The sequence below is a fragment of the Pseudoalteromonas sp. MMG033 genome, assembly GCF_057197785.1.
This window is the reverse complement of record NZ_CM170070.1, coordinates 4,260,347-4,284,628: the sequence shown is the minus strand read 5'-3', so window position 1 is coordinate 4,284,628 and position 24,282 is coordinate 4,260,347. Positions and strand designations below refer to the sequence as shown.

The 24,282-nt window shown below is 41.5% G+C and carries 21 protein-coding genes; 14 read left to right on the top strand and 7 right to left on the bottom strand.

Translation table 11 applies throughout. From position 1 onward, the window contains the following. Window positions 1-16: 16 nt before the first annotated feature. From AC2CZC_RS18675 to trxB, 3 genes are all read right to left on the bottom strand, one after another. On the bottom strand, window positions 17-721 hold the full coding sequence (locus tag AC2CZC_RS18675) for an arginyltransferase (RefSeq protein ID WP_284019096.1): 705 nt from the start codon (window positions 719-721) through the stop codon (window positions 17-19). Next, entirely contained in the window at window positions 714-1,430 is a 717-nt protein-coding gene (aat, locus tag AC2CZC_RS18670) for a leucyl/phenylalanyl-tRNA--protein transferase (RefSeq protein ID WP_484582960.1), read from the bottom strand. Before aat ends, AC2CZC_RS18675 begins: the two co-directional genes overlap by 8 nt. Window positions 1,431-1,522: 92 nt before the next feature. Further along, entirely contained in the window at window positions 1,523-2,473 is a 951-nt protein-coding gene (gene trxB / locus AC2CZC_RS18665) for a thioredoxin-disulfide reductase (RefSeq protein ID WP_039608983.1), read from the bottom strand. Between the two features lie 255 nt (window positions 2,474-2,728). Here trxB and pssA point away from each other — a divergent pair, with 255 nt between their 5' ends. Beyond that, window positions 2,729-4,054: a CDP-diacylglycerol--serine O-phosphatidyltransferase gene (gene pssA, locus AC2CZC_RS18660; RefSeq protein ID WP_484582959.1), complete on the top strand. Its 1,326-nt coding sequence runs from the start codon at window positions 2,729-2,731 to the stop codon at window positions 4,052-4,054. A 225-nt stretch (window positions 4,055-4,279) separates the two neighbouring features. On the opposite strand, the gene AC2CZC_RS18655 is transcribed toward pssA, so the two are convergent. After that, window positions 4,280-5,254 (bottom strand): AraC family transcriptional regulator, encoded by a 975-nt coding sequence (locus tag AC2CZC_RS18655; RefSeq protein ID WP_484582958.1) that lies wholly within the window; start codon window positions 5,252-5,254, stop codon window positions 4,280-4,282. A 134-nt stretch (window positions 5,255-5,388) separates the two neighbouring features. Between AC2CZC_RS18655 and AC2CZC_RS18650 the strand changes: the two genes are divergently transcribed. From AC2CZC_RS18650 to AC2CZC_RS18620, 7 genes are all read left to right on the top strand, one after another. After that, the gene (locus AC2CZC_RS18650; RefSeq protein WP_484582957.1) at window positions 5,389-5,859 is read left to right on the top strand and encodes a hypothetical protein; all 471 of its coding nucleotides are present in this window, start codon (window positions 5,389-5,391) and stop codon (window positions 5,857-5,859) included. Window positions 5,860-6,363: 504 nt separating this feature from the next. After that, complete coding sequence (locus AC2CZC_RS18645) at window positions 6,364-6,828, top strand: DUF417 family protein (RefSeq protein WP_484582956.1); 465 nt, start codon at window positions 6,364-6,366, stop codon at window positions 6,826-6,828. A 100-nt stretch (window positions 6,829-6,928) separates the two neighbouring features. Then, window positions 6,929-7,996 carry a DUF4331 family protein gene (locus AC2CZC_RS18640; protein WP_484582955.1) on the top strand — a complete coding sequence of 356 codons (1,068 nt, stop codon included), beginning with the start codon at window positions 6,929-6,931 and terminating at the stop codon, window positions 7,994-7,996. A gap of 42 nt (window positions 7,997-8,038) precedes the next feature. Then, a complete protein-coding gene (locus AC2CZC_RS18635) occupies window positions 8,039-8,275 on the top strand; it encodes a hypothetical protein (RefSeq protein ID WP_484582954.1) in 237 nt (78 codons plus the stop codon). A gap of 356 nt (window positions 8,276-8,631) precedes the next feature. Then, the gene (egtB, locus tag AC2CZC_RS18630; protein ID WP_484582953.1) at window positions 8,632-9,906 is read left to right on the top strand and encodes an ergothioneine biosynthesis protein EgtB; all 1,275 of its coding nucleotides are present in this window, start codon (window positions 8,632-8,634) and stop codon (window positions 9,904-9,906) included. Next, window positions 9,903-10,901, top strand: coding sequence for an L-histidine N(alpha)-methyltransferase (locus tag AC2CZC_RS18625; protein ID WP_484582952.1), 999 nt, complete (start codon window positions 9,903-9,905; stop codon window positions 10,899-10,901). Before egtB ends, AC2CZC_RS18625 begins: the two co-directional genes overlap by 4 nt. 122 nt (window positions 10,902-11,023) lie before the next feature. After that, window positions 11,024-11,815 carry a PhzF family phenazine biosynthesis protein gene (locus AC2CZC_RS18620; RefSeq protein ID WP_484582951.1) on the top strand — a complete coding sequence of 264 codons (792 nt, stop codon included), beginning with the start codon at window positions 11,024-11,026 and terminating at the stop codon, window positions 11,813-11,815. An 85-nt stretch (window positions 11,816-11,900) separates the two neighbouring features. On the opposite strand, the gene nrdA is transcribed toward AC2CZC_RS18620, so the two are convergent. The 3 genes from nrdA to ubiG form a co-directional block, all read right to left on the bottom strand. Beyond that, the gene (gene nrdA / locus AC2CZC_RS18615; protein WP_284019107.1) at window positions 11,901-14,186 is read right to left on the bottom strand and encodes a class 1a ribonucleoside-diphosphate reductase subunit alpha; all 2,286 of its coding nucleotides are present in this window, start codon (window positions 14,184-14,186) and stop codon (window positions 11,901-11,903) included. A 333-nt stretch (window positions 14,187-14,519) separates the two neighbouring features. Continuing rightward, on the bottom strand, window positions 14,520-15,167 hold the full coding sequence (locus AC2CZC_RS18610; protein WP_484582950.1) for an HAD family hydrolase: 648 nt from the start codon (window positions 15,165-15,167) through the stop codon (window positions 14,520-14,522). Further along, the gene (ubiG, locus tag AC2CZC_RS18605; protein WP_063359867.1) at window positions 15,164-15,874 is read right to left on the bottom strand and encodes a bifunctional 2-polyprenyl-6-hydroxyphenol methylase/3-demethylubiquinol 3-O-methyltransferase UbiG; all 711 of its coding nucleotides are present in this window, start codon (window positions 15,872-15,874) and stop codon (window positions 15,164-15,166) included. Before ubiG ends, AC2CZC_RS18610 begins: the two co-directional genes overlap by 4 nt. A 181-nt stretch (window positions 15,875-16,055) precedes the next feature. Between ubiG and gyrA the strand changes: the two genes are divergently transcribed. The 6 genes from gyrA (at window position 16,056) to ihfB (ending at window position 24,262) form a co-directional block, all read left to right on the top strand. After that, window positions 16,056-18,731 carry a DNA topoisomerase (ATP-hydrolyzing) subunit A gene (gene gyrA, locus AC2CZC_RS18600; RefSeq protein ID WP_284019109.1) on the top strand — a complete coding sequence of 892 codons (2,676 nt, stop codon included), beginning with the start codon at window positions 16,056-16,058 and terminating at the stop codon, window positions 18,729-18,731. A gap of 189 nt (window positions 18,732-18,920) precedes the next feature. Beyond that, window positions 18,921-20,003 (top strand): 3-phosphoserine/phosphohydroxythreonine transaminase, encoded by a 1,083-nt coding sequence (serC, locus tag AC2CZC_RS18595; protein WP_484582949.1) that lies wholly within the window; start codon window positions 18,921-18,923, stop codon window positions 20,001-20,003. Next, window positions 20,003-21,283, top strand: coding sequence for a 3-phosphoshikimate 1-carboxyvinyltransferase (gene aroA, locus AC2CZC_RS18590; protein ID WP_484582948.1), 1,281 nt, complete (start codon window positions 20,003-20,005; stop codon window positions 21,281-21,283). Before serC ends, aroA begins: the two co-directional genes overlap by 1 nt. Window positions 21,284-21,440: 157 nt before the next feature. Continuing rightward, complete coding sequence (cmk, locus tag AC2CZC_RS18585) at window positions 21,441-22,148, top strand: (d)CMP kinase (protein WP_484582947.1); 708 nt, start codon at window positions 21,441-21,443, stop codon at window positions 22,146-22,148. A 95-nt stretch (window positions 22,149-22,243) separates the two neighbouring features. Further along, a complete protein-coding gene (gene rpsA, locus AC2CZC_RS18580) occupies window positions 22,244-23,911 on the top strand; it encodes a 30S ribosomal protein S1 (protein ID WP_484582946.1) in 1,668 nt (555 codons plus the stop codon). Between the two features lie 60 nt (window positions 23,912-23,971). Continuing rightward, the gene (gene ihfB / locus AC2CZC_RS18575; protein ID WP_023401704.1) at window positions 23,972-24,262 is read left to right on the top strand and encodes an integration host factor subunit beta; all 291 of its coding nucleotides are present in this window, start codon (window positions 23,972-23,974) and stop codon (window positions 24,260-24,262) included. The last annotated feature ends 20 nt before the right edge of the window (window positions 24,263-24,282 follow it).

The following is a 24,282-nucleotide window of genomic DNA, read 5'->3' as shown; positions in this document are numbered from 1 at the left end:
AGCTTAAATTAGTAACTTAAATATTTGTCCAAGTATCTTCTTTAAGCTGTTGAGCTGGTGAAAACTGCTTTTTGTAGCGCATTTTTTTACATTCGTCTATTTGATAACCTAAATAAACAAACTCTTTGTTCTCTGCCGCTGCTAGGTTTATTTGTGCCATGATCATAATCGTACCTAAACTCAAGTGCTCAAAGTCGGGGTCGAAAAAGGTATAGATTGCAGATAGGGCGTTAGGCATTGTGTCTGTGACAGCAACGGCGACAAGTTGGCCTTCGTGCCACAATTCTATAAACGAAATAGGCATCCAGCGGCAAAATAAAAAGCTTTCATATTGTAGTCGGTTTGGCGGGAACATTGTGCCATCACTGTGCCTGAGGGTTATGTACTTCTCATAAAGTGGGAAATAGTTTTCCTTTTCTTCGAAACTCACTTTAACGCTAAAGCTGTTTTGTATTTTTTTATACTTCCGCTGCTGTGACTTTGAGGGCACATAATCCTTTGCCAATACTCGTATTGATTGGCATGCACTGCAAAGGGGGCAGTGCGGTCGATATATTTGATCTCCACTACGCCTAAACCCCAGCGAAAGGAGAGCTTCAAAACGCGCTGCTGTGTAGCATTCACTGTCTAAAATGACGAGTAGCTGTTCTTTTCTATCTGGTAGATAGCTGCAATCAAATTGCTGACTGAGGCCAATTTTAGATGGAAAGTGTTCAGTCATATATTACCCCTATGTCTTGTGGGCGCCACATGGTTTGTACAGGGTGATAGTCACTTGCTTCTTTAAGTTTAGTCAAAAATTCTTCTCTGGGAATGACTTTTGCGCCCATAGAGCTTAAGTAAGGGTTATCTAATTGGCAATCTATAAAATGCGCATTGTGTTTTTTAAGCCAATTAACCAAAGCCCACATTGCTAATTTGGAAGCGTTTGGCTGGTTATGAAACATAGATTCACCACAAAATACACCCGATATCATTATTCCATATAGACCGCCAGCCAGCTTTCCGTCAATCCATACCTCTATACTATGGGCAAACCCTTCCTCATGCGCTTGGCAATATGCCTTGAGCATACTTTTATTGATCCAAGTTCCTTCTTCGTGGAGACGCTGCTCTCTGCATTGAGAGATAACTTGCTCAAAGGCTTGATTTATAGTGATTTTTGGTTTGAGTCGATTTCGAGCTTTTTTTAGTGTGCGTCCAATATGAAAATCTGACAGCTCAATAATTCCTCGTTCACTGGGTGACCACCACATGATCGGCTCTCGTTCATTGAACCAAGGGAAGATACCAAGTTGATATGCTTTTTTTAATCTCTTTGTATTGAGACATCCGCCAACGGCTAACAGGCCATCTGGTTCTTTTAATGCAAAGTGGCACGGCGGAAATATGTAATCTGTCGATGATAAATGGAACAACTGTTGTGTCATGGGTGACTTTTGTTTCGAGTGGACTAGTTGCTAACTTTGAGTTTAGCAAATTTCGGTTGGAAGCACGCCATGAAATATGGCGTGCTTAGAGATTATTTTAGGTTATCTAAATAACGCTCTGCATCAAGGGCTGCCATACAGCCAGTACCAGCTGAAGTGATTGCTTGACGGTAAATGTGGTCAGATACGTCACCTGCAGCGAATACACCTTCTACGCTTGTCTGTGTTGCGTTGCCATTTAGGCCTGATTCAACAACTAGGTAGCCATCTTTCATCTCAAGTTGACCTTCAAACATGTCTGTATTTGGCTTATGACCAATAGCGATGAATACACCTGCTAGGTCTAAATCTTCAGTTGCATCAGAGTTTGTATCTTTAATACGAATACCTGTAACACCCATGTCATCGCCAAGTACTTCGTCTAAAGTGCGGTCAAAGTGAAGAACAACATTGCCATTTTTCGCTTTTTCTAGTAGACGGTCTGATAGAATTTTTTCACTACGGAAGCTATCTCTACGGTGAACAACATGTACTTCGTCAGCAATGTTCGAAAGGTATAACGCTTCTTCAACCGCTGTGTTACCACCACCAACTACAGCAACTTTTTGTCCTCTGTAGAAGAATCCATCACAAGTTGCACAAGCAGAAACACCGCGACCTTGGAAGTTTGTCTCAGACTCTAGACCTAGGTACTTTGCAGATGCACCTGTTGCAATGATTAAAGCATCACAAGTATAAGTGCCTTGGTCGCCTGTAAGGGTGAATGGACGCTTAGTCACATCGACTTTATTGATATGGTCAAAAATAATCTCTGTTTCAAAACGTTCTGCATGCTCTTTCATACGCTCCATAAGAGCAGGGCCAGTTAAACCATGTGCATCACCAGGCCAGTTTTCTACTTCTGTTGTTGTTGTCAGCTGACCACCTTGTTGCATACCTGTGATTAAAACAGGGTTTAAATTTGCTCGTGCTGCATAAACAGCGGCAGTGTAACCCGCTGGACCTGAGCCAAGGATCAATAGTTTACAGTGCTTATCACTCATGAATTTCTATCCTAAAATTTAGTATTAGCATTACAATGATGCCGATTCTAAGTAAATCAACCCAGAAGTAAAATAAAAATCAAATAAAGCAATTTTAGAAATCGTGAACTTGTCAAATTTAGTGTACTTGATGGAAAAGTAAGCCAATAGAGCTGAAATTGTCGGATATTCATGACCTTTCTATTTTTTTTTGTTATGTTTGAAGGAATTTTTTTTGCTACTAAATTATCAGTAGCCCAAGATTTAAAGGTAAATATGGCATTTTGGCAGGACAACGCTGGCTTTGCTTTAGAAGCGAACAGCTGTAAAGTCTTAACAGACGCTAAACATTATCACAGTGAACTTTTGTCTTTGATTGGCAAAGCAAAGAAGCGCATTTACATCGCTGCACTGTATTTACAAGATGACACGGCAGGCCAAGGTGTGTTGTCTGCGTTGCATAATGCGTCGCTGAGCAACCCAGATTTAGAGATCAAAATACTAGTTGACTTTCACAGAGCCCAGCGAGGGTTAATCGGTGAGGCAAAGTCTGAGGGTAATGCACGCTTGTATTGTGATTATTTGGAGCAATTCAACTCAAATGTTGAAGTATACGGTGTGCCTGTAAAAGCAAAAGAATTGTTTGGCGTATTGCATCTTAAAGGGTTTGTGATTGATGACACTGTTCTTTACAGCGGAGCAAGTATCAATGATGTCTACCTGCATCAAGAAGAACGATATCGTCTTGATCGTTACTTTCTATTAGATAATGCAAAATTAGCTGATAGCTTTACCGCTTTTATTGAGAAGCATCTGTTAAACTCTGAAGCTGTCCCCAGAATTGATAGAAGGCCTTTAAAGCCATTTAGTGAAATTAAGTTGGCGCAAAAGAAACTAATGCGTTCGCTAAAAAAAGCTAATTATGATATGTCTGGCGCAAGTGAGTCTAATTCACTGAATGTTCGCGCATTTTTAGGGTTTGGCCGTAGAACTAATAAGCTTAATAGATTGATTAAGACGTTATTTGATACCACTGAGCAGGAGTTGATTTTATATACGCCTTACTTCAACTTCCCTGCGCCCTTATTACGCTCATTACGTCGTCTGTTAAAGCAAGGTAAGTCAGTAACTATTGTTGTTGGCGATAAGACAGCAAATGACTTTTACATCTCGCCTGATAAGCCATTTAGTCGAATAGGCGCATTGCCTTATTTGTATGAGCGGATTTTACATAAATTTCTAAAGTCGCAAAAAAGGTATATCGAGCAGGGACTACTCAATGTGTATCTATGGAAGGACGGAGACAACTCATTCCATCTAAAAGGGATAAATCAAGACAATCAAGTCCACCTCATGACAGGACATAATTTAAACCCAAGAGCTTGGGGGTTGGACATCGAAAATGGCATTTTGATAGAAGACAGAGATCAGGAATTGAAATCATTTATCGATGCTGAAAAGCAATCAATTTTGTCTCAATGCCGAAAGCTGTCTGGGCCTGATGATATTGAAACTTTACAAGATTACCCTGCACCGGTGCAAAAGATACTAGGGCAGGCTAAACGTGTCAAAGTCGACTTTATCATTAAAAAGTTTATTTAAGTTTGCTGTCACAGTATGAATAAGGCGACTAACTTCCGTTAGTCGTTTTTAATATTTAATATTTTGTTTATGAGCTTGTTTTAAGTCCTATATTTAGGCATTTCTCTCTCATTTAATGCTCTTGATAGCCCCAAAATCTCTCCTGATTTTGACTGTGGCCCCATGATAAAAGCCCATACTTAAAAGTTGTATACTTCCTGCATGTTTAAAAAACTAAGTTAAATACTACTTTTGGCGTCTTAATTGACCTGGGCTTATGCCAATTATTTTTTTGAAGGCTTTGCTAAAAGAAGCTTCAGAGCTGTAACCAACTTGCTCTGCAACGCTTATCATCGACTCTTTTCCTTCCTTCAATAGGTCTTGAGCGATATGCATTCGCCATTGACTGAGATACGACAGTGGCGTCATTCCGATTATTTCATGGAATAAATTTGCAAACGCGGAACGAGACATACCTGCGGACTGTGCCATGCGCTCTACTGTCCACGCTTGAGCGGGTTGTTTGTGGATCAGGCTCAAAGTAAGACTGAGTCGTGTATCTGCAAGTGCCCGAAAATACCCCGTACCGGAATGCTGAGAATTGACATGCCAACGCAGCAATTGAATGACCAATACCTCGGTAAGGCGATCAACAATGACGGTACCGCCAGGTAGTGTCGAGCGGGATTCGTGAGCTAGCATATTGGCTAGGTTGTTTAACCACAATAGTGATGGTTCTTCATTTGTTTTTATATGCAAAAAGTTGGGCATATCTCTTAATATTGGCAGTTGGACGTGTTGCTGATATTTGAAGTAACCACACAATAATGTGGTAATGCTTTCATCTCCTGCAAACGGGTTCTCATCGTTCTGTATCTGCGTCAGTAATTCGTCTCCCGATATACAGACGCCATTTGGTTGATCGCCAATTTGGTGTGCCGCACCCGTTGGAAAGGCAACAATATCTCCGGTCGAGAGGTAGGTAGCGTGCTTTGAATCAGGCATGTTTAACCAAGCGCTGCCTCGCACGACGAAGTGAAAAGTACCATAGTCTGTTTCTTGTTCTTTTATGCCCCAAGGTGCTGAAAACTCGGTACAAAAATAGCTGCTAGCTTGAAGACGAAGCGCATTTAAAATATCAGATAAGGCATCTCCTCCAATTAAGCTGTTTCCAGCATTAGGAATTTGAGCGCTCGATGGCGATGGAGTGTGATTAAACACGAGTTTACTCCTCTTGGTAAATGTAACCAAAAAAGTACGATTAGACATATATGCTGCACTAAACATCATAGTTTGTACAAGGTGAAACTATAAAATTGTTGACTCAATCGTTTATTAAAATGAAGAGTATCACTATGAATAAAACAGAGAATGAAGTAATAGGCTGGAAGTGGACAATGTACGCAGGGTTAATACCTTTGATGGCGGGACTATTCATGTTATTGACTTCCAGTCTCTCTATTTCTAACGATATGTCGCAATGGACATTTGTTGTTCATAAGTTGGACTTTAGTTTTTCTCAGCTCACCGCTGTTGATCCGCAAGCGGCTCCGTTTGTCGCATTTTTAGCGATGCTGGCAGGTGTCAATATTGTATCGGCGGCAGTGCCAATCATTCTGATTTCTATATTTGCACTCAAAAAGGGGCAAAAGTGGGCCTGGTATTATCTTTTATTCATGCTCGTTTGGGAGGGGTTTAACGACGTTTATAGTGTGACTCAGTTTTACTTTGAAACTGGCGCGCCAATGTTTGTTATGCCATGGTTGTTTTGTATCTTGATGGCGACAGGCTTATATAAAACACGCGAACAGATTTTTAATCAGTAGTACAGAAACTGAATCGGTTCTTTTATATTTTGCGGGCTATATTAGCTCGCGCCTCATTTTTTATAGTCACAATTCAAAGTTGAATTCGAGTTTAATCAAACAATAAAAATATTGCGCCTGACAGCACTTCCACTTCAAAAACTCAAAACGCTTTGTTACCTAATGCAAAAATACATTTAGATAGGGATACCTCTAAGGTCGCAGAAATCTAAAACCATCTACCTTTCATAGCTTGTCGGCGATTGGAGAATACTCCAAAAAGCTACTCCCCCCATTTTTTGTACGAACTGACATAAAGTTGGTTTTTTTGGTCATGGTTCATCCAAGTAAGGTGATGAATAATTTATCCCAAGCCGTTGATAGATTGACTGCCTTCAGCACATAAATTTCCCTGAATATGAAAGTAGTTAAAGCACTAAACACGATAACAGTCGCTATTTTTGCTTGGTGTCAGGATTCGGTATTGAGATCACAGAGCTTATAAATTCACTAAGGAGACTGCTTTTGTTTACTAACTCTATTAATACTATGCATAAGGTTGGGCAAGGTACTGCGCTACTAGGGGTTGTGTTGCCATTACTATTAATTGGCGTACTTAAATTTACCCCTACGGAGGTTGAAGCATTAAAACCCGTGATTAATGGCACACCTTGGTTAACTTGGTTGTATGCGGTATTTGGCTTTGAAGGGGCCTCTTATTTCCTCGGGGTAGTTGAAATTATTACTGCCACCTTATTAATGATGTCTGTGTGGTCTGCGCGTGCTGGAATTATGGGTGGTGCAATGGGCGCCGTAACTTTTTTGGTGACTGTGAGCACTTTACTTGTGCTGCCAATTGGGGAAAACAAAGAGGGAGGTTTACCATTTCTAAATTTTCTAGGACAGTTTTTGATCAAGGATGTTGCTTTGTTAGGTATTTCAATATTGGTGTTGGCTAACTGTTTAGCGCGTTTACATGCTCGCAGCTGAGTTAAATAAATAGCTCAAAAATAAAAGTAAGGAGGGTAGATCAGTAATTTAAACCGTAATACCCACTTTTTAATAGCAACCCAGTTTATAGGAGACCGCTATGATTAAATTGCTAAAAAAATCATCCAGTAAATCTACAGTGGCAGCGCTCGCTTTTGCTATTGGTGCAGGCTTAAGCGCAGTGCCAGCAGTTGCAAGCCATCACTTTGAAAGTAAATTGGCTCAGGAGCATCCTCAGTTTGATTTGACTGATATGTTTGTATTTGACTCAGAGCGCCGTGGTTACACTGCATTTATGATGGATGTGAATCCCACCACAAAAGACCGCGCTGCTTTTGGTGAAAAAGGCGTTTACAGCTTTCATATTGCCAATGATAAATCGTTTGGTAGTGGCGGGGTAACTATCACAGCTTATTTAGAGGGGGAACGGTTGGTTTTTGGGCTCGTAGATGGGGCGAATCAAGCTGTTGGTACTAAAGGTAAGGCATTTGGTAAGGCTAAAGTTGGTAAAACTGTCAAATTTAACAATGGCGTGAAGGTATGGAGCGGCGCGGCACGAGATCCATTTGTTGGAAATTCCGAGGGCATTGTTGGGTTCTTAACAGCACTGATTGGCAAGGGTGAGCTTGAGCTGTCTCAATTCAATAATGGGGTTGATTTATTTAAAGGCTTTAATAGCAGTATCATTTTAGTTGAACTGCCCAACAGCATGCTGGCGAAGAATATTCACGTGTATGCAAGTAGTGCGATGTACAATGTTGACCAGTGGGTACAAGTGAATCGAGTGGCAAACCCGCTTGTAACTCATATGTTTTTGGCAAATAACAAAATGGAAGTGAGTGAACATATTCAGCATCGCCCAGATAGTGACATGTCACGAAGGTATGCGATATCGGGCATGGTATTAAGGGCAGTCGCGCTAGATGGGAAACTATCCAACCCTGTTGAATATGCGGACTCAGTTGCAGCGCAATTGTTACCTGATATGATTTCTTACAAGGTGGGTAGCAGTGCGGAATATGGCTATCCGAAAGTCAACGGACGCAAACCCAGTGACGATGGTATGGACGCAGTGCTGAGCTTACTAGTTGGGCGCAAGGTAACAGATCATGCAAATACCTTTAATCGACACCCAGTTAAGTTTCCATATGTCGTACCAGTGCGTTAATACCTGCTTTATCATTTTGCTCGACCATGGTGTTTCTTATCGTTGAGAAACACCACACTTCATCTATCTCTTTTTGGACAATATATTCAAGGCGCTGATTGTTATAGCTCACACGCAGGACTTAACTTTGATAAAAGCCAATGGCGGTTTGGTACTGTTTCTATCAGTTTTTACGTTGATGGCTGGACGATACAAGCCAATATTGTAAATATCACAGGTGATCACGACATTGCATATCATTCTAAATCACAATTGGCGCATGAAACAGTCTGGGTCTAGGATATTCACAGTCATTCATTTGAGCCCTAACAATTTTTATTATTCAGGATCAGTTTTTTAAGTCAAAAACCTGCATAAAAGACAGTTAGACATAATTAGAAGCGTTTAGAGCATACATACTTTAAGGGTGCAAAGAGATAATACTTTATAAGCCAGCCGATGCTGGTGAGATTAGATTTCAATGAATACTTCAAGTGAGGTCTTGAAGGCTGTGTTATATGAAATTGAAACAGCTTAAATACCATACAATATTGGTGTGATAACGTGCTACACTTTATTAACATTGTGGTCTGTTTGTTAGATAGGGTAATTAAGTAGGTTTCTGACACAGAATAGACTTTTCAATCAGGTAGCTTATGAACCGACAGCAACTAATCGAGAAAACAAAGATTACACATTTAATTGATGAGTATCTGAGGATCAGAGCGCACTCAACTGCCTTATGCGCAAGCTTACAAGTTGAAGATTATGCAGTTCAACCTATTGCTGAAGTCAGTCCGCCGAAGTGGCACTTAGGCCACACAACGTGGTTTTTTGAAGAAGTTATTTTGGTTAAATACATGACTGATTACTCAAGGTATCACCAAGGGTATCGCATGCTGTTTAATTCATACTATAAATCAGCTGGCGAACATTGGTTGCAAAGTCAGCGTGGGAGCCTATCAAGACCAACGGTTGATGAGGTTATTCATTATCGAAACTATGTAGATCAACAAGTTGTAGACTTTTTGTCCTTAGCTGATTTGGACGAAGCAGTACTTTCCTTACTAGAAATCGGATTACATCACGAGCAGCAACATCAGGAGCTGTTGCTTATGGATATTAAGTATATTTTGGGCTGTAACCCACTTTCTCCCTTTTATTGCGACCAATCGTTAGACATCATCAAGCCAGAAAAAGCACGTTGGCGAGCTTTTGACGAAGGCATTTACGAAGTGGGCGCTATAGATAGGGGGTTCGCCTATGATAATGAAAAACCAAGGCACAAGCGCTACAACTATGGATTTGCGATTAGTGAAAACACAATCACAAATGCTGAGTATTTGGCGTTTATTCAAGATAATGGGTATGACAGAGCAGAGTTTTGGCTGAGCTTAGGGTGGGAGTGGGTAAACGACAATAAAATTGCTCACCCTCTGTATTGGCAAAAGATAGAGAATGAATGGTTTGAGTTTACACTACATGGTTTGATGCCATTAGACCTCAATCTTCCTGTCACACATATAAGCTACTTTGAAGCAGACGCGTTTGCTAACTGGAAAGGCTTAAGGTTACCGACAGAGCATGAGCTGGAGGTTTATTTGTCAGCAAGCTCAGCTGTTGAGGTGATTCCAGATATCAATAAACGAAATGACAATCTGGCAAGCATTTTTCACCCTGTAGCGAGTGGCGTGCCTTTTGGGCAAGTTTGGTGTTGGACTAAAAGCCATTATTCTGGCTATCCTGGTTACAAGCCATATCAGGGCATGCTTAACGAATACAATGGCAAGTTTATGTGCAACCAGTTTGTTTTGAGGGGCGGGTGTGTGGCCACACCCAGAGATCATTATCGCCACAGTTATCGCAACTTTTATCAACCACATCAGCGCTGGATGTTTTCTGGCATCAGGCTAGCAAAGGATATTGAATGACACACTTTAGATTACTTACACAAGACACACACGGTGAAAATACACAAGATGACCAGCTAGCCATTGACGTATTGACTGGGTTAAGTGCGCCTTCGAAGCACTTGTCTGCAAAGTACTTTTATGATGATACGGGAAGTGAAATTTTCCAAAAAATTACTCAGCATCAAGATTATTATTTGACCGCGAAAGAAGTGGAAATCATCACTAATATAAATAAACAATTAGCTGATGTGATTGATGAGCAAGAAATTGACATTATTGAATTAGGCGTTGGGGATGGACATAAAAGTCAGTTAATTATTGATGGCTTTTTGAAAAGTGGCTGCAAAGTAAACTTTTACCCAATCGATATTTCAGAAAAAGCCATGTTCATGCTACAAGAAAATATTGTGCCCAATGATAACCTGGTAATTCATGGTGTTGTAGCCGAGTACTTTGATGGGTTAAAGCTCGTCAGGGGTCAGTCTACAAATAGACAGTTGGTTTTATTTTTAGGCTCTAACATTGGCAATTTTAATCGCGAGCAAAGCCTTGGATTTCTCAGAAAGATGTGGGCGAGTCTTAAAGCGGATGACTTTATATTCATTGGTTTTGATTTAAAGAAAGACGTCAAGAAACTCACTGCAGCGTATAACGACGAAGATGGCTTAACTGCAAAGTTTAATCTCAATTTGTTGAGTCGAATAAACAAAGAGTTAGGCGCGAATTTTGAACTAGATAAATTCCAGCATTTTGGCGTTTACAATCCAGTATTAGGCGCCATGGAAAGCTATGTACTTTCGACTGAAAAGCAAGAGGTGTATATCTCAGCGCTGCAAAGAGCGTTTAAATTTGATGCATATGAAGCAGTTCATTTCGAGTATTCTTATAAGTTTTCAACAAATGATATTGAGAGATTGTCTCAACAAAGTGGTTTTCATGTGGTTAAGCATTTCACTGATAGTAATAAATATTTTGTAGACTCCTTATGGCAAGTCGTCAAAGAAGAGCGTTAATAACCTTTCACTGTAGAGGTATTTGATTCCAAGGTAGTGTTTGTAACATTGTGCTTATGCGCCTTTGGTGCATCTATAGCTAAGCATGAAGATAAATACAATCATGAGTAAGATTTTTTGATATGAAGATGTACGGTGTTCGGCGAGTATTTTGCTCGGAGCATTACCTTGGCAACCTTGCCGACGTGAATTTATGTGATGAACTCAATGAGTTTCACGATACGCATGGCCTTCAAAAAATCGCCAGTCATAATAAAGTCGCTGCTACTGCTTTTTTGGTTAAGTATGCCGACAGCAGGTATGGTATCCGATGGTTTTCACCATACGGCGAAATTCAATTTTGTGGTCATGCAACCCTTGCTGCGGCTGATGTACTAACATCCATCTTCACCTTTGTTGGGAAAGAAATCACTTTTGAATCGTCGAATCAGACAATAAATGTTTCTCATCAAGGGGGTGAGCTTTTTGTTATGTGCTTGCCGCAAGCGAGTCTTGAAATAACAACGGACTTTGATCATATATTTCCGGTGTTTAACCAAGTGCTGAGTAATATTAAGCACACAGATCCTAATGACGGGTATTTCGTTGCACAAGCAGCAAATAAGCAAGATTTGATTGAGTTAGATTTCAATGCCAAGGGATACATCAACTGCACTCGTCGGGCGTTGCTAGTGACCACAAATCCTAGCTTAGGTAGTGATGGTTTTTATTTCAGATACTTTGCACCTCAATATGGTAGCAAAGAAGATCAAGCGACAGGATCGGCGGCTCCGTTGCTGGCTTCGTATTGGCAGATACCAGCCAACAGAATATTTAATTGCCATCAGTTGTCTGTAGGTGGTGGATATTATCAAATTTATAAAACCGCACAGCAAGTTTGCGTGATAGCAAAAGTGCTCAAGCTAGATGACTAAATTTTATAGTACATGATTGAATAATTGAATTGTGTGTACGAAAAAGCCCAGCATATGCTGGGCTTTTTGATTCTTGACTGGCTTGTTAAATCTTACAAGCGCCGCCTTCACAGCCGTCATCTTCAGGCTCTGGTTTTAATTCGTCCTGCGCATCAGCAGCACCATCACGTGTGTTATGGTAGTAAAGCGTCTTAACACCCAGCTTGTATGCTGTTAGTAAGTCTTTTAACAACAACTTCATTGGTACTTTACCGCCTTCAAACTTAGTTGGGTCGTAGTTTGTATTTGCAGAGATTGTTTGGTCGACAAACTTCTGCATGATACCAACTAGGCCTAAATAACCATCGTTAGAAGGGATGTCCCACAGTAGTTCGTACTGATCTTTAAGTTTCTCATACTCAGGCACAACTTGCTTTAGGATACCGTCTTTACTTGCCTTAACACTGATATGCCCGCGAGGCGGTTCAATACCATTTGTCGCGTTTGAGATCTGCGATGAAGTTTCAGAAGGCATTAGCGCTGATAATGTTGAGTTTCTCATGCCATGCTCTTGAACACTTGCTCTTAGCGCGTCCCAGTCAAGGTGAAGTGGCTCGTCACAGATTGCATCGATGTCTTTTTTATAAGTATCGATAGGCATAATACCTTGTGAGTATGTTGTCTCGTTAAACTTAGGACATGCACCGCGTTCTTTTGCAAGTTCGTTAGATGCTTTCATCAAGTAGTATTGAATTGCTTCAAACGTTTTATGCGTTAGGCCATTCGCGCTGCCGTCTGAGTACTTCTTACCATTCTTAGCTAGGTAGTAAGCAAAGTTAATGACACCTATACCCAGAGTACGACGTCCCATTGTCGCTGTGTGTGCTGCTGGTACTGGGTAATCTTGGAAATCTAGTAGATTATCAAGTGCACGCACTGCTAGCTCTGCTAGTTCTTCAAGCTCAGATAAATCTTCGATAGCACCTAAGTTGAATGCAGACAGTGTACATAGTGCAATTTCACCTTCAGCGTCATTGACGTTGTTCAACGGCTTAGTTGGCAGCGCAATTTCTAAACATAAGTTAGATTGACGGATAGGAGCTACTTTTGAGTCAAATGGACTGTGTGTATTACAGTGGTCAACGTTCTGTAAGTAAATACGACCTGTGCTAGCACGCTCTTGAGCAAACATTGAGAACAGCTCAATCGCTTTGATACGTTTCTTACGAATAGACTCGTCTTGCTCGTACTTTAAGTACAATTCTTCGAAAAGTTCCTGATCTTCAAAAAATGCATCGTATAGCCCTGGTGTGTCTGATGGGCTAAATAGGGTAATATAGTCATCTTTTAGTAAACGCGCATACATTGTTTTATTGAACTGTACGCCGTAGTCAAGGTGACGAACACGGTTTTCTTCTACACCACGGTTATTTTTTAGAACCAGTAAGTTTTCAACTTCTAAGTGCCAAAGTGGGTAGAATAAAGTTGCAGCACCGCCACGCACACCACCTTGTGAGCAGCTTTTCACAGCTGTTTGGAAGTGTTTGTAGAATGGAATACAACCAGTATGGAATGCTTCACCATTGCGGATTGGGCTACCAAGTGCACGAATACGTCCTGCGTTTACACCGATACCGGCACGTTGACTCACATATTTAACAATCGCTGAAGAAGAAGCATTGATTGAGTCTAGGCTATCATCACACTCAATAAGGACACATGAGCTGAACTGACGTGTCGGTGTACGAACACCGGCCATGATAGGCGTTGGTAGTGAGATTTTGAATTGTGACACAGCGTCATAGAAACGCTTGATGTAATCTAAACGTGTTTCTTTGTCATAATCAGCAAATAGGCTTGCCGCTACTAATATATATAAGAACTGCGCGCTCTCATAAATCTCACCAGTTACACGGTTTTGAACTAAATATTTACCTTCTAACTGCTTGACCGCCGCGTAGCTGAAAGTCATATCGCGACTGTGGTCAAGATAGTCATTTAATTCATTTAACTCTTCACGAGTGTAATCTTTCAATAGGTGCTCGTCGTAACGCTTGTCGTCTACGAGCTTTGCAACATGATCATATAAGTGCGGAGGCTCAAACTGGCCATATGCTTTTTTTCTTAAATGGAACACTGCAAGACGTGCTGCAAGATATTGATAATCAGGCGTGTCTTTAGAGATTAGATCTGCAGCTGCTTTGATGATTGTTTCATGTATATCTTCAGTACGGATCCCATCGTAAAACTGGATATGAGACTTTAATTCCACTTGAGAGACTGACACATTGTCTAAGCCTTCGGCTGCCCAAGTAATAACACGATGGATTTTATCTAAATCAAGCGGTTCTTTACGACCGTTTCTTTTACTGACAGATAATTGTTGGTTCATAAGCTATGCCCGTATTCCCAAATTCTTATATTGGTTAGGAAATCACCACTAGATATGGTGCCTATTTGAAAGTGCATCACAAGATAGTGTGGTTGATACTATTTTGCAAGAGAACAACTTCACTCAAATTGTGGATAACATTGGGATAAATAAATCGCGTTAGTAGTTACTAACCTTCTGCTATCCGCTCAGCCTGAGTGCGTAAAAAAATCAACTTCAGTTCATTAATTTTTGCCTTTTTTTAGCAAAAAAACTGAATGATTTTTTTCTGTTCAATTATTTACTCAATTAAGTGTAAGACACTATATGTAGTGTCTCAAATTATAATTTTCACTATATGTGCGAAATAAGCTCAATCGGATGGTTTGCATTTACCTCTGCTTGCCATGATAGCGCTTCATCTAATGAGGGAATAAAGCCCCACAGTGCAGCAACCGAGCGCATTTGTGCTGCTTTGGCTGCCTGTATATCTCGCTCTGCATCACCGACATATAAAGTTTGCAAAGCAGAAACACCCAACTTTTCGGCTGCGAGTAAAAGTGGTGCAGGGTGGGGTTTCGCTACATCAAGGGTATCTCCGCATACGACGACTTCAATACTTTTTAATGTATTGATTTGTTTTAAAAGCGGGAAAGTTAAAAACTCAGGTTTGTTGGTAACTATACCGACAGCGATCCCCTTATCATGCAAAGATTGCAACATGTTATCGATCCCATCAAAACAATGGCTGTGGATAGCAATATTACTTTCATAATAGTCTAAAACCTGCTGCCTCAAGGTCGCTAAGTCGTAGTTGATTAATTTGTCCTTAAAGCCAACTTCAAGCAGGGCTTTGACGCCATTGGAAATGGCGGGACTGTACTCACTTTTTGAAAGTGTGGGTAACCCATGCTCTATAAGAACATGGTTTAACGCGGCACCCAAATCGTCACTGGTATCAAGTAAAGTGCCGTCTAAATCAAATAAAACGGCTTGTATCATGCTAGTTTCTCGAAGTGAAGTAGGTAATTGACACTAACATCGTCTGTTAGAGTAAACGTTTTAGTGAACGGGTTGTAGCTAATTCCTGCTGATGCACGTACTTTTAAACCATGCTGTTCAGCCCAACCAATTAAAGTCGAAGGGCGGATGAACTTGTTATGATCGTGTGTGCCTTCAGGCACCATTTTTAAAAGTTTCTCTGCGGCAACAACAGCTAATAAATACGCTTTATGTGTTTTATTTAGAGTAGAAAAAAATACGCTGGCTCCGGGCTTAGCAGCTTTTGCAACGGCAGCAATGATTGCAGCAGGGTCGGGCACATGTTCTAACATTTCCATGCAAGTGACCACATCAAACTGCTCAGGGTGCTCGTCAGCGAAAACTTCAGCGGGTATTTTTTGATAATCTACGCTGATTCCGCTTTCAAGGCTGTGAAGTTTAGCGACATTTAAAGGCTCTTGGCCCATATCAATGCCTGTTGCTTCTGCGCCAAGCTTAGCCATACTTTCAGTTAAGATCCCGCCGCCACATCCAACATCAAGTACTTTCTTCGAGAATAAGCCTGCACTTTTATCGTTGATGAAGTCCAACCTTAATGGGTTGATATCATGTAGCGGTTTAAATTCTCCTTCTGTATCCCACCATCTTTCAGCGATTTCTTCGAATTTTGCGATTTCTTGGTGGTCTACATTTTGATGTTCGGTCATAAAAAGCTTCCTCGTTTATCTGGGCGCATTGTATTGGCTATTTATAAAAATACCAGACATTTTACGACTGCAAATTGAATTTACCTGTGTTACTATCGGCAGCCGAATAAATAATAACTTAACCCTTTGTTGCTATTAGTGTGACACAAAAGGGCAAGACTCTGAAGGAAAGTGGTATCAAATGACTGATCTCGCCAATGAAATCCTCCCGGTCAATATTGAAGATGAATTGAAAAATTCATACCTTGATTACGCTATGAGCGTAATCGTAGGGCGTGCATTGCCAGACGTACGTGACGGACTGAAGCCAGTTCACCGTCGTGTACTTTTCGCAATGAACGAGCTACGAAATGACTGGAATAAACCTTATAAAAAATCAGCTCGTGTAGTCGGTGACGTCATCGGTAAATACCACCCTCATGGTGATAGTGCAGTATACGATACAATCGTACGTATGGCTCAGCCATTCTCTTTACGTTACATGTTGGTTGATGGCCAAGGTAACTTCGGTTCTGTCGATGGTGACTCCGCAGCGGCAATGCGTTATACCGAAGTGCGTATGGCAAAGATGTCTCATGAACTTCTCGCTGACCTTGACAAAGAGACTGTCGACTACGTACCTAACTATGATGGCACAGAGCAGATCCCTGACGTGCTACCAACTAAAGTGCCAAATTTATTAGTGAATGGTTCTTCAGGTATCGCAGTTGGTATGGCGACAAACATCCCGCCACATAACCTAACTGAAGTGATCAATGGTTGCTTGGCAATTATTCAAAACCCTGACATCACCATTGAAGAGCTAATGGAATATATTCCAGGCCCTGATTTCCCAACTGCGGCAATCATCAGTGGTAAAAAAGGCATCGAACAAGCCTATAAAACTGGTCGTGGTAAAGTATATATCCGTGCTCGTGCAGAGATTGAAACTGACGAGAAAACGGGCAAAGAAACGATTATTGTTCATGAGATCCCTTACCAGGTTAACAAAGCGCGTCTTATCGAAAAAATTGCTGAATTAGTAAAAGATAAGAAAGTGGAAGGTATCAGTGCATTACGCGATGAGTCTGACAAAGACGGTATGCGTATTGTTATTGAAATTAAGCGTGGTGAAGTAGGCGAGGTTGTTCTTAATAACCTGTATGCTCAGACACAGCTACAAACCGTGTTTGGTATGAACATGGTTGCGCTTGATAACAATCAACCTAAGTGTTTCAACTTAAAAGAAATGCTAGAAGCGTTTGTTATTCACCGTCGCGAAGTGGTCACACGTCGTACAGTTTACGATTTACGCAAGGCTAGAGACAGAGCACATACGCTTGAAGGTCTTGCTATTGCACTGGCAAACATTGACCCAATTATTGAGCTAATTCGTAAGTCACCAACACCATCTGAAGCGAAAGCGGCATTAACCGCGCGTGCATGGGAGCTTGGTTCTGTTGCACCTATGCTTGAGCGTGCAGGTGAGCAAAATGTTGCAAGACCTGACTGGTTAGCAGATGAGCTTGGTATCAGAGATGGTCAATATTACCTTTCTGAACAACAAGCACAGGCAATTCTTGATTTACGTTTACACAAGCTTACAGGCTTAGAGCATGAGAAGATCTTAGGTGAATACCAAGAACTACTAGACTTAATTGCTGAGCTACTACACATTCTTTCATCACCTGAGCGTTTGATGGAAGTTATCCGTGATGAGTTGGTTGAAATCAAAGAAGTATATGGTGATGAGCGTCGCACGGAAATCACTGCCGCAGCACATGACATCAGCCTTGAAGACTTAATTAACGAAGAAGATGTTGTTGTAACACTCTCTCATGAAGGTTACGTGAAGTATCAGCCTCTATCTGACTATGAAGCACAGCGCCGTGGTGGTAAAGGTAAAGCGGCTACAAGAATGAAAGACGAAGATTTCATCGAGCGTCTACTTGTGGCTAATACACACGACACAATACTTTGTTTCTCGACAGCGGGTAGATTGTACTGGTTGAAAGTATATCAACTACCACTGGCATCAAGACAAGCGCGTGGTAAGCCAATTGTTAACTTACTGCCTCTTGAAGAAGATGAGCGTATTACAACGATTTTACCAGTTCGTGAATATGAAGAAGACAAGTATGTCTTAATGGCAACAGCCAATGGTACAGTGAAGAAGACACCACTGACAGCATACAGTCGTCAGCGTGCAAGCGGTATTATCGCAATCAACTTGAACGACGGTGATAACCTGATTGGTGCTGATATCACTGATGGCAGTAACGACATCATGTTATTTACTGACCACGGTAAAGTTGTTCGCTTTAATGAGAAATTACGTGACTCAGAAACAGGCGAAGTGAAACTTGACCCTGAAACAGGCGAAGAGATGTTGGCATTACGTCCGATGGGTCGTACTGCAACGGGTGTTCGTGGTATTAAGATGCCAGATGGCGTAAAAGTTGTTTCATTGATTGTGCCTAAAAACGACGGTGCTATCTTAACGGTAACAGAAAATGGCTATGGTAAGCGTACGCCGTTGGATGAATACCCAGCGAAGAGCCGAGCGACTCAAGGGGTTGTGTCAATTAAGGTAACTGAGCGTAACGGTAACGTAGTTGGCGCAGTTCAGGTTGAAGACAATAATGAAATTATGCTTATCTCTAATCGAGGTACTTTGGTTAGAACACGCGTAAATGAAGTCTCTACAGTAGGACGTAACACGCAAGGTGTTATATTGATCCGCACAATAGAAGATGAGCAAGTTGTTGGACTCCAGCGCATCGAAGAAATTGAAGTAGATGAGATTGAAGATGCTGTTGTGGATGATGCTCAAGGTGAAGAAACACCACCGAGTGAACCAGAACAAGATTCTGAATAAATAAAAAAGCGGCTTAGGCCGCTTTTTTATTAAAAAAATTCAACCAAATTAAATAATTTGACCCAGAATTTTGTTTCATCTGACCCTGTATTTGATGTAAATTCATAGACTGAAAGTTTATTTCCGTGTCGCGTTGTATAAACAGCATTTTGCTGTTTGGCGTCACGTTTTATTTGGAATGAGGAAAATATGACTGTTTATAACTTTTGTGCAGGCCCTGCGATGTTGCCCCCTGCTGTAATGGAGAAAGCGCAAGCAGAGTTTATCAACTGGCAAGGTTTAGGCGTATCTGTAATGGAAATAAGCCACCGCTCCAAGCCGTTTCTGAAGTTGGCTGAAGAATGTGAAGCAAGCTTGAGAAGGTTGATGAACATCTCTGATGAATTTGAAGTGCTATTTATGCACGGTGGCGGCAGAGGTCATTTCTCAGCAGTGCCTTTGAACTTACATTTGGACAATGCACCAGGTGTATATGTTGAGAATGGTATTTGGTCAATTGGCGCAACGAAAGAAGGCGCAAAGTTTACACAAGTTGAATCTGTTGATATTCGTACGGACAAAGAGGGTCAATTTGATATTTTACCGGTTTCAGATTGGTCACTACCTGAAAATGCATCTTTCGTTCATTACTGCCCGAATGAAACCATAGATGGCATTGAAATTTTTGACGTACCAAAGCATCCAACAGCGCCAATCGTTGCGGATATGTCTTCAATGATTTTGTCCCGTGAAATTAATGTCGATGACTTTGATCTGATTTATGCAGGCGCTCAAAAGAATATTGGTCCGTCAGGTTTGAGCATTGCAATTGTTCGTAAGTCTTTATTAGAGAGAGAAGGGTTACCGCGCCCTGCAATTTTAGATTACGCAATCGAAGCAAAGCAAAATAGCATGTACAACACACCTCCGACTTACGCTTGGTACTTAGCGGCTGAGGTATTTAAATACTTAGAGTCAATTGGTGGCGTGCCTGCAATGGAAAAGCACAATAAAGAAAAAGCGGCGTTGTTATACGACTATATTGATAGCTCGGATTTTTATTACAATAAAGTAGCGAGCACATGTCGCTCATTAATGAATGTACCGTTTTGGCTCAAAGATGATGCGCTTAATGACACCTTCCTTGAGCAAGCAGAACAAAATGGCTTAATGGCGCTTGAAGGCCATCGTTTTGTCGGTGGTATGCGCGCGAGTATTTATAACGCAATGCCAATTGAGGGCATCGAAGCATTAATTACATTCATGAAAAAATTTGCAGCGGAGCACAGCTGATGGAACAGTTACCTTTAAGGCCAATAAAAAAAGTATCTGGCTCTGTGACCTTGCCAGGTTCAAAGAGCTTATCAAATCGTATTCTTTTGCTTGCCGCTTTATGTGACGGAGTAACAGAAGTTCGCAATTTGTTAGATAGTGATGATATTCGCCATATGCTCGCCGCTTTAGATGTGATGGGTGTCAAGGTTGAACTGAATGATGACAAAACCATAGCGAAAGTACACGGTAACGGTGGACACTTTAATACGCCTGAAGAGCCATTGTTTTTAGGTAATGCAGGTACAGCCTTTCGACCACTGACGGCGGTTTTAGCTGCAACAGAGGGCAAGTTCACATTGACAGGTGAACCTAGAATGGAAGAGCGTCCAATTGGTCACCTTGTTGATGCACTTGATGTATTAGGTGCAGATGTTACCTATCTGAAAAATGACCACTATCCGCCACTTGATATTGTAGGGAAAAAGCTAAAAGGCGGCGCGGTTGAGATTGATGGCAGTATTTCAAGTCAGTTTTTGACAGCACTTCTGATGGCCGCTCCACTATTTGATGGTGACAGTGAAATTAAAATCGCTGGCGAGCTAGTTTCTAAGCCTTACATAGATATTACGTTAGGTGTGATGAAACAATTTGGTGTGGTAGTAGAGCATGACAATTATCAAGTGTTTTATGTGAAAGGCCGACAGGGTTACACCTCACCAAGCAGTATTATGGTGGAAGGTGACGCTTCTTCTGCATCGTACTTTGTGGCAGCAGCAGCAATCGCAGGGGGCGAAATTGAAATAAATGGTGTTGGCAAAGCGAGTGTGCAAGGTGATATTGGCTTTGCACAAGTAATGGAACAAGTTGGTGCCCAAATTGATTGGTTTGACGAAAAGCTGGTTGTGAGAAAGGGAGAGTTGCAAGGTGTTGATATCGATGCCAATGCTATTCCTGATGCGGCGATGACTTTGGCTACCGTAGCCTTGTTTGCTAATGGTAAAACGGCGATTCGTAATATTTATAATTGGCGAGTGAAAGAAACCGACCGTTTATATGCAATGGCGACAGAACTTCGCAAAGTCGGTGCTCAAGTAGTTGAAGGTGAAGACTTTATCGAGATAACACCGCCAACAGAGTTCAAACAGGCAGAGATAGATACTTATAACGATCATCGAATTGCAATGTGCTTCTCAATGGTCGCTGTTGGTGGTCAATCAGTTACGATTAATGATCCTGGCTGCACAGCGAAAACTTTCCCTACCTACTTCGATGTGCTCGCCTCAATCTCGCAGTACTAGTCAGATTTTAGAGCGTGTTGTTTTACACGCTCTCATACCCAATTAAGATACAAATTCAGCAATAGAACAAAAAGTTACATGTTGATAAGGATCTATTCATCAAACTTGCGTATAATAGGCGCCGATTTATATAAGGTGTGCATTTCAGGAGGTTTTAATGCAGGCTGCAATGCCCGTAATCACCGTAGACGGCCCAAGCGGATCTGGCAAAGGGACTGTTTGTCGTTTGTTGGCTGAGAAATTAAATTGGGATGTTCTAGACAGCGGTGCAATATACCGCGTGCTGTCTATTGCAGTGTTACATCATCAAATCGCACTGGACAATGAAGAGGCGCTGGTTCCTTTAGCCGCGAACCTTGATGTTCAATTTATGATTGATAGTACGTCTAAAAAATCTAGAATTGTGCTTGAAGGCGAAGATGTAACGAATACAATCCGAAACGAAGAAGTAGGAGCAACGGCTTCCAAAATAGCCATGCTTCCCCGCGTTAGAGAGGCACTTTTACGCAGACAGCGTGCATTTAGAACTGAGAATGGCCTTATTGCGGATGGTCGCGATATGGGCACAGTTGTTTTCCCATCAGCGGAATTAAAAATTTATCTTACTGCAAGTGCTGAAGAACGTGCTAAGAGACGCTTTAATGAGTTGAAGGGTAAGGGGCTTGATGTTACACTTGAGGGCCTTTTAGAAGATATCAAAGCACGTGATGACCGTGATATGAATAGAAAAGTAGCACCGCTAGTGCCTGCTGATGATGCTATTCACATAGATACCACGACTTTAGATGCCGACCAAGTATATCAGCAAGTACTTAAACTTGTGGATGAAGCAGTATTGTCAGGCAAACTTCCGAAAGTTAGCTAATTTATCATAGCACTGGCAAGGCCGCCGGTGTTTTTTTAACTACCCCATGCAGCATGGTCGCTTATTGGTACATTTATATATGAGACGTATTTAGTATGTCAGAAAATTTTGCGCAGTTATTTGAAGAAAGCCTAAAGGGTTTTGAAGCAGAGCAAGGCTCTATCGTTAAAGGTACAGTTATTTCAATCGAGAACAACATCGTTCTTGTTGACGCTGGCCTTAAGTCTGAAAGTGCAATCCCTGCAGAGCAATTCAAAAATGCTGCTGGTGAACTAGAAGTTGCTGTTGGCGACGAAGTAGACGTAGCACTAGACGCAATCGAAGACGGTTTCGGTGAAACTATCCTTTCTCGTGAGAAAGCGAAGCGTCACGAAGCTTGGATCCGTCTTGAGAAAGCATGTGAAGACCAAGATACTGTTATCGGTGTTATCAACGGTAAAGTTAAAGGTGGTTTCACTGTTGAAGTTGATTCAATCCGTGCTTTCCTACCTGGTTCACTTGTTGATGTTCGTCCTGTACGTGACACTGCTCACCTTGAAGGTAAAGAGCTTGAGTTCAAAGTAATCAAGCTTGACCAGAAGCGTAACAACGTTGTTGTTTCTCGTCGTGCAGTTATCGAATCTGAGAACTCACAAGAGCGTGAAGAGCTGCTTGCTAACCTTGTTGAAGGTCAAGAAGTTAAAGGTATCGTTAAAAACCTTACTGACTACGGTGCATTCGTAGATCTAGGTGGTGTTGACGGTCTACTTCACATCACTGACATGGCTTGGAAGCGCGTTAAGCACCCAAGTGAAATCGTAAATGTTGGTGACGAAATCGCTGTTAAAGTACTTAAGTTCGACAAAGAGAAGACTCGTGTTTCTCTAGGTCTTAAGCAACTTGGCGAAGATCCTTGGGCAGCAATCGCTGGTCGTTACCCAGAAGGCGCTAAGCTTACTGGTCGCGTAACTAACCTTACTGACTACGGTTGTTTCGTTGAGATCGAAGAAGGCGTTGAAGGTCTAGTACACGTTTCTGAAATGGACTGGACTAACAAGAACATCCACCCTTCAAAAGTTGTTTCACTAGGTGACACAGTTGAAGTTATGGTTCTTGAAATCGACGAAGAGCGTCGTCGTATTTCTCTAGGTCTTAAGCAGTGTAAAGCTAACCCTTGGCAGGAATTTGCTCGTCTACAGAACAAAGGCGACCAAGTTACTGGTAAGATCAAGTCAATCACTGACTTCGGTATCTTCATCGGTCTTGACGGCGGCATCGACGGTCTTGTACACCTTTCTGACATCTCTTGGAACACTCCAGGCGAAGAAGCTGTACGCGAGTACAAGAAAGGCGACGAGATCACTGCAATCGTTCTTCAGGTTGACCCAGAGCGTGAGCGTATCTCACTAGGCGTTAAGCAAATCGAAGCTGATCCTTTCAATAACTACCTAGACGCAAACAAAAAAGGTGCTATTGTTAAAGGTAAAGTGACTGAAGTTGACGCGAAAGGCGCAACTGTAGAGCTTGCTGAAGGTGTTGAAGGTTACATCCGTGTAGCTGACATCGCTCAAGAGCGCGTTGAAGATGCAACTTCTGTTGTTTCTGAAGGTGATGAAGTAGAAGCTAAATTTGTAGGTGTTGACCGTAAGAACCGTGCGATCAGCCTATCTGTTAAAGCTATCTTCGAAGCTGAAGAGAAAGAAGCTCTAGAGAAGCTTAAGAAAGAAGAGCCAGCGTTCGAAAACGCAATGGCAGCTGCTTTCAAAAATGCTCAAAAAGACTAATTCTTAAGTCTAATCAAGAAGGGCACTTTAGCCCTTCTTTTTTTATTTAAAGGAAACGTTATGACAAAGTCTGAATTAATAGAAAAACTTGCTGAACAGCATGCACATGTTCCTGTAAAAGACGTAGAAAATGCAGTAAAAGAAGTTTTAGAACAAATGGCGGGTTCTCTATCTGGCTCTGATAGAATCGAAATCCGTGGCTTTGGCAGTTTCTCTCTGCACTATCGCTCTCCTAGAACTGGTCGCAACCCTAAAACAGGCGAAACAGTAGAGCTAGATGGTAAATATGTACCACATTTCAAGCCTGGAAAAGAATTAAGAGATCGCGTTAACGCTAGTCTCGAAGGGTAATTGGAGATACCTAATTTGGT

Coding starts and splice junctions, on each gene's coding strand:
- gyrA (WP_284019109.1), top strand. CDS start 16,056: ATGACTGATCTCGCCAATGAAATCCTCCCGGTCAATATTGAAGATGAA.
- serC (WP_484582949.1), top strand. CDS start 18,921: ATGACTGTTTATAACTTTTGTGCAGGCCCTGCGATGTTGCCCCCTGCT.
- AC2CZC_RS18625 (WP_484582952.1), top strand. CDS start 9,903: ATGACACACTTTAGATTACTTACACAAGACACACACGGTGAAAATACA.
- aroA (WP_484582948.1), top strand. CDS start 20,003: ATGGAACAGTTACCTTTAAGGCCAATAAAAAAAGTATCTGGCTCTGTG.
- trxB (WP_039608983.1), bottom strand. CDS start 2,473: ATGAGTGATAAGCACTGTAAACTATTGATCCTTGGCTCAGGTCCAGCG.
- ubiG (WP_063359867.1), bottom strand. CDS start 15,874: ATGACCGAACATCAAAATGTAGACCACCAAGAAATCGCAAAATTCGAA.
- AC2CZC_RS18675 (WP_284019096.1), bottom strand. CDS start 721: ATGACTGAACACTTTCCATCTAAAATTGGCCTCAGTCAGCAATTTGAT.
- pssA (WP_484582959.1), top strand. CDS start 2,729: ATGGCATTTTGGCAGGACAACGCTGGCTTTGCTTTAGAAGCGAACAGC.
- aat (WP_484582960.1), bottom strand. CDS start 1,430: ATGACACAACAGTTGTTCCATTTATCATCGACAGATTACATATTTCCG.
- AC2CZC_RS18650 (WP_484582957.1), top strand. CDS start 5,389: ATGAATAAAACAGAGAATGAAGTAATAGGCTGGAAGTGGACAATGTAC.
- egtB (WP_484582953.1), top strand. CDS start 8,632: ATGAACCGACAGCAACTAATCGAGAAAACAAAGATTACACATTTAATT.
- AC2CZC_RS18620 (WP_484582951.1), top strand. CDS start 11,024: ATGAAGATGTACGGTGTTCGGCGAGTATTTTGCTCGGAGCATTACCTT.
- AC2CZC_RS18610 (WP_484582950.1), bottom strand. CDS start 15,167: ATGATACAAGCCGTTTTATTTGATTTAGACGGCACTTTACTTGATACC.
- nrdA (WP_284019107.1), bottom strand. CDS start 14,186: ATGAACCAACAATTATCTGTCAGTAAAAGAAACGGTCGTAAAGAACCG.
- ihfB (WP_023401704.1), top strand. CDS start 23,972: ATGACAAAGTCTGAATTAATAGAAAAACTTGCTGAACAGCATGCACAT.
- AC2CZC_RS18640 (WP_484582955.1), top strand. CDS start 6,929: ATGATTAAATTGCTAAAAAAATCATCCAGTAAATCTACAGTGGCAGCG.
- cmk (WP_484582947.1), top strand. CDS start 21,441: ATGCAGGCTGCAATGCCCGTAATCACCGTAGACGGCCCAAGCGGATCT.
- rpsA (WP_484582946.1), top strand. CDS start 22,244: ATGTCAGAAAATTTTGCGCAGTTATTTGAAGAAAGCCTAAAGGGTTTT.